The following is a 5,079-nucleotide window of genomic DNA, read 5'->3' on the forward strand; positions in this document are numbered from 1 at the left end:
CGACCATTCAGTTCAACCAGAAGGACAGTGGAGTTTAAAAATACGTGAGTGGCGTTGTGTTGGGTGCAATAGCCATCACGATAGAGATTTAAATGCTTCGATAAATTTATCAAGATGGGTAAAATAAATGCTTGATAATAGGAGGTAACGATACTGCCTCGTGTGGAGTGTTATACCCCTCGTCCCTTCGGGGTTGCGAGAACACTTTGAAGCACTAACTTGTGTAAATTTGATTGAATTGTATAGATTTAGTTAAGTTTATCGTATCGGTATGAGTTTTAGGATGGAGAGTGGRAATRTTGCGTTTTGTAACGGCGAAGAAAGAAGARAAGGTATTTGTWGGTATTGTKGATGAAGAGGAAGAAAARGTAYTACATTTAAGAGAAGCGCAAAGACAAAAAGGTGAAAAGGTTACAATCCCAATTACAATGTTAGAGTGTATTGAAAGAGGAAGTGAATGCCTCGCGAAAGTATGTGAAATTGTAAATTGGGCGAAGGAAAACGGAGAAGCGGCGTATTATCCGTTAACAGAGGTGAAAATATTAGCACCGATTCCAAGGCCGAGAAAGAATATTTTGTGCGTTGGAAAAAACTATCGTGAGCATGCAGTGGAAATGGGCGGAGTAGAGTCTATTCCTGAAAATATAATGATCTTTACGAAAGCACCAACAACAGTTATTGGTATAAATGAGAAAATTAATGGGCATCCTCATGCAACGGATGAACTTGATTACGAAGGTGAACTAGCAATCGTTATCGGTAAGCGAGGGAAACAAATAAAAATAGAAAAAGCGCTTGAGCATGTTTTTGGATATACAGTTATAAATGATGTAACTGCTCGGGATATTCAAAGGAAGCATAAACAGTTTTTCCTAGGGAAAAGYTTYGATACRTTTTGTCCGATGGGACCGTATTTAATTCATAAATCGATGGTTAGAACGCCGAATGCATTACACATTGAAACAGTGGTAAATGGAGAAGTAAGGCAAACTTCAAATACGAGAGAAATGATTTTTTCAGTAGAAGAAATTATTTCAACTATAAGTAAAGGCATGACATTAGAGCCAGGAGATATCATTGCAACAGGGACACCAGCTGGTGTTGGTAAAGGTTTTACACCACCGAAGTTTTTACATGCTGGTGATGAAGTTGTTATTACAGTAGAGGGAATTGGTACGTTAAGAAATATAGTGAAATGAAAAAAGAGCTATCTTGTGAAAAGATAGCTCTTTTCTATGGGCGTGGATTAACGGAGTAATCTATGATGGCGAAAATATACAATCCGATTAATGCTAAAGTACAAATTCCAATTAGCATAACTGCAAGTGYGCTTCTCTCACGGCCAAAACCGATAATTGTAAGGAAAACAGCAGCCCAAAATGATGTTTTGAGTAGTGTGAATGTATTAGGAGTTGAATAATGACTGAGTAAAGTTGTAGATAATATGAAGCCGATGAATGTCATAGAAATAAAAATTGTAGCTAAATTGTTAATGTGTTTACCGTATTTCAATAGCATACAGTTACCCCCTTTTWAACGAAAAACAGAATATTCAATTTTATTTTACGATAAACTACTAAAAAAAGAAAGAGGTTGTCCTATATTTAGGACAACCTCACTATRATTAAGATAGTACAGCTTTAATTTTTTGGAACGCCCACTCTAAATCTTCTTCAGAGATTACTAGAGGTGGTGCAATACGAATTACGTTTTCGTGTGTTTCTTTACATAATAGACCAGCTGCTTTTAGTTGTTCACAGTAAGGACGAGCTGGCTCGTTTAATTCGATACCGATGAATAAACCTTTACCGCGAATGTCAGTAATCATTGGRTTATCAATTTCTTTTAATTGCCCAACTAGTTTTTCTCCTAATTGAAGAGAACGCTCTGTTAATTTTTCTTCTTCTAATACTTCAAGAGCTGCAATAGAAACAGCACATGCAAGTGGGTTACCACCGAATGTAGAACCGTGAGAACCTGGCTCGAATACACCTAAAATGTCGCTGTTTGCTGCAACACAAGAGATTGGGAATACGCCGCCGCCAAGTGCTTTACCAAGTATGTACATGTCAGGAGTTACATTGTCCCAGTCGCAAGCAAATACTTTACCCGTACGGCCTAAGCCTGTTTGGATTTCATCTGCTACGAATAAAACGTTTTCTTTTTTACATACTTCAAAAGCTTCTTGTAAGAAACCAGCTGGTGGAATGTTAATTCCTGCTTCACCTTGGATTGGCTCTAAAATGAATGCAGCTGTATTTGGTGTAATCGCAGCTTTTAACGCTTCTAAATCACCATAAGGAATTACAATAATGCCAGGAAGCATTGGACCGAAGCCGCGCTTGTACTCTTCGTTTGATGACATAGAAACAGCACCCATTGTACGTCCGTGGAAGTTATCTTCACAAACGATGATTTCTGCACGGTTTGCTTCTACCTTTTTCACATCATAAGCCCAGCGACGAGCTGTTTTAATTGCAGTTTCAACAGCCTCTGCRCCTGTATTCATAGGAAGTACCATATTTTTATTTGTTAGTTTCGCAACTTTTTCGTACCAAGGACCTAATTGATCGCTATGGAAAGCACGAGAAGTTAACGTAACTCGATTAGCTTGGTCAATTAAAGCGTTAATGATTTTTGGATGACGATGACCTTGGTTTACTGCAGAATATGCACTTAATAAGTCCATATAGCGGTTTCCTTCAGGATCTTCTACCCAAACGCCTTCTGCTTTAGAAATAACGATTGGAAGTGGATGGTAGTTATTTGCCCCGTATGTGTCTGTAAGTTCGATAATATCCTTAGTTTGAATCATGATTGTTCCCCCTTTTGTTATTACAAGAAGTTTGTAAATACTCTAAATATTATAGCATTTAAATATAAAAAAGCGAAACATTTCCTGAAAATATATGAACATGTTATCATATAGAGTGAAAAAGTGTGAAAAAGAGGAGGCAGGGATACGATGGTACATATGCATATTACAGCATGGGCGTTAGGATTAATTTTATTCTTCGTTGCGTATTCACTTTATTCAGCAGGAAGAAAAGGTAAAGGTGTACATATGGGGCTTCGCCTTATGTATATCATCATTATTGTGACAGGTTTCATGTTGTACATGAGTATTGTGAAGACGGCAACAGGTAGCATGCACATGTGGTACGGCATGAAAATGCTAGCTGGTATATTAGTAATCGCTGGAATGGAAATGGTTCTTGTGAAAATGAGCAAGAACAAAGCAACAGGGGCATTTTGGGGATTATTTATTGTTGCACTAGTAGCGGTATTTTACCTTGGACTGAAATTACCGATTGGTTGGAAAGTATTCTAATAAAAAATAAAACCACCTTATGATCTCAAATATTTGGGAGATAAGGTGGTTTTTATTTTATGTCGCATCAATATGCAACTCTTCTCCGTTTACTTTCGTAAATCGCAAAATATTTTTATTAGAGGAAGAGTGGCGTACAAAATGATGCTGCAATGTACAAATCATTTCGTCGTTATCGAATAAAAGAATATTTACTCCTTCGCATGCTTCCTCTTTTGGCAAGAAGGATAAATAATTATGACAATACATGCAATCATATAAAGAGTAATTAAGTGATTGCAATGATTCGGTTAATAATGTAAAGACAGAGTCAGGTAATTCCTCAAGCCATTCATTATAGCTAAGAAGTAATTTTTTTCGAATTCGTATCATTTCCCCGTTTTGGAGAGAATGTTGTTCATTTGCAATTTGTAATATATCTTGTTCATAAAAACGAGCTGGTAGCCAATTGTTGTTATATAAAATTTCAAAACCATCTTCAGCAATATCTTCTAATAGAAAAGCCTCATCATTTTCATCATCAAAGAATACCCATTCTTTGTTTATATATTCTACATTACCGACTGTATGAGCGCGCGGTTGGTTATACAAAATATGTTTGCGTTGTATCATAGTTCATTTCTCCTTTTATAGAAATAGTTATTCTTGTTATGGACAGTTCGTACGTTCTTTATAACTAGACACACCTAAAGATAGATGGGCATACAATAAAACACGCTTTACACTGTGAAACTGCTATTCCATATGTGGATAGTTAGTTATCGTCAAGTTTGTTGTTTTTATGTATCCGCACTCATAGGGTGGGGGTTACTGCACGTTCAGAAACAGATATTAGATTAGGAAGGATGATTCTTATGTGCGGGATTACAGGATGGGTGGATTATAAACGCTCATTAGAAGGGGAAAGGGACATCGTGACGAAGATGGCGGAAACGCTAGCGAAACGCGGTCCAGATGATAATAAAGTTTGGATTAAAGGGAACGTCGCATTTGGGCATAAACGGTTAATCGTTGTAGATCCTGAAGGTGGTAAACAACCCATGACTTGTTTAAAAGACGAAACGAGTTATGCGATTTGCTATAACGGAGAGCTCTACAATACAGAAGATATTCGCAAAGAGTTATTAAGAAGAGGTTATACATTTAAAGGGCATTCCGATACAGAAGTACTATTGGCATCTTATATTGAATGGAAAGAAGAATGTGTCGATCATTTAAACGGTATATATGCGTTTGCAGTATGGGATGAGAAAAATGAACGAGTCTTTATTGCCAGAGATCGATTAGGTGTAAAACCGCTTTTTTATAAATATGATAGCGGACGATTATTATTTGGTTCAGAGTTAAAAGCGATACTAGCGCATCCAGATGTGAAGGCGGAAGTAACGTTAGAAGGGTTGTCAGAAATATTTGGCCTCGGACCATCTAGAACGCCTGGTCACGGTGTATATGCTGGTATTCAAGAACTGCGTCCGGGTCATGCAATGACGTTCTCAAAAGACGGTTTATGCATATGGAGATATTGGAATGTAGAAAGTAAAAAACATGAAGATTCATTTGAAGAAACAGTAGAGAAAACTCGTTTTTTATTACAAGATGCGATTACGAGACAATTAGTTTCTGACGTACCACTATGCACTTTTTTATCAGGAGGTGTAGATTCAAGTGYTATCACAGCAATWGCYGCRAAAGAGTATGAAAGATCAGGGAAAGGTCAATTGCACACGTATTCTGTTGACTATGAAGAT

General features: G+C 37.1%; 7 protein-coding genes. 4 read left to right on the forward strand and 3 right to left on the reverse strand.

Annotated elements, in window-relative coordinates; all coding sequences use genetic code 11:
* Together AC1DJR_RS16905 and AC1DJR_RS16910 are read left to right on the forward strand one after the other, a co-directional pair.
* On the forward strand, positions 1–127 hold a 127-nt coding region (locus AC1DJR_RS16905; RefSeq protein ID WP_477003081.1), incomplete at its 5' end, for a zinc ribbon domain-containing protein.
* A 172-nt stretch (positions 128–299) separates the two neighbouring features.
* Positions 300–1,199, forward strand: coding sequence for a fumarylacetoacetate hydrolase family protein (locus AC1DJR_RS16910; RefSeq protein ID WP_410589395.1), 900 nt, complete (start codon positions 300–302; stop codon positions 1,197–1,199).
* A 34-nt stretch (positions 1,200–1,233) separates the two neighbouring features.
* On the opposite strand, the gene AC1DJR_RS16915 is transcribed toward AC1DJR_RS16910, so the two are convergent.
* Together AC1DJR_RS16915 and rocD are read right to left on the reverse strand one after the other, a co-directional pair.
* Positions 1,234–1,518, reverse strand: coding sequence for a hypothetical protein (locus AC1DJR_RS16915; protein ID WP_477003079.1), 285 nt, complete (start codon positions 1,516–1,518; stop codon positions 1,234–1,236).
* A gap of 106 nt (positions 1,519–1,624) precedes the next feature.
* Entirely contained in the window at positions 1,625–2,815 is a 1,191-nt protein-coding gene (gene rocD / locus AC1DJR_RS16920; protein ID WP_000616665.1) for an ornithine aminotransferase, read from the reverse strand.
* Between the two features lie 150 nt (positions 2,816–2,965).
* Here rocD and AC1DJR_RS16925 point away from each other — a divergent pair, with 150 nt between their 5' ends.
* Entirely contained in the window at positions 2,966–3,331 is a 366-nt protein-coding gene (locus AC1DJR_RS16925; RefSeq protein ID WP_002087025.1) for a YisL family protein, read from the forward strand.
* A gap of 57 nt (positions 3,332–3,388) precedes the next feature.
* On the opposite strand, the gene AC1DJR_RS16930 is transcribed toward AC1DJR_RS16925, so the two are convergent.
* Entirely contained in the window at positions 3,389–3,943 is a 555-nt protein-coding gene (locus AC1DJR_RS16930) for a DUF2777 domain-containing protein (protein ID WP_002140810.1), read from the reverse strand.
* A gap of 242 nt (positions 3,944–4,185) precedes the next feature.
* Here AC1DJR_RS16930 and asnB point away from each other — a divergent pair.
* On the forward strand, positions 4,186–5,079 hold an 894-nt coding region (gene asnB / locus AC1DJR_RS16935; protein WP_477003080.1), incomplete at its 3' end, for an asparagine synthase (glutamine-hydrolyzing).

The sequence above is a fragment of the Bacillus sp. 05T31 genome (genome assembly GCF_056396725.1).

What these genes read in the sequence shown, in the direction of transcription:
- AC1DJR_RS16930 (WP_002140810.1), bottom strand. Translation starts at nt 3,943, where the DNA reads ATGATACAACGCAAACATATTTTGTATAACCAACCGCGCGCTCATACA.
- AC1DJR_RS16925 (WP_002087025.1), top strand. Translation starts at nt 2,966, where the DNA reads ATGGTACATATGCATATTACAGCATGGGCGTTAGGATTAATTTTATTC.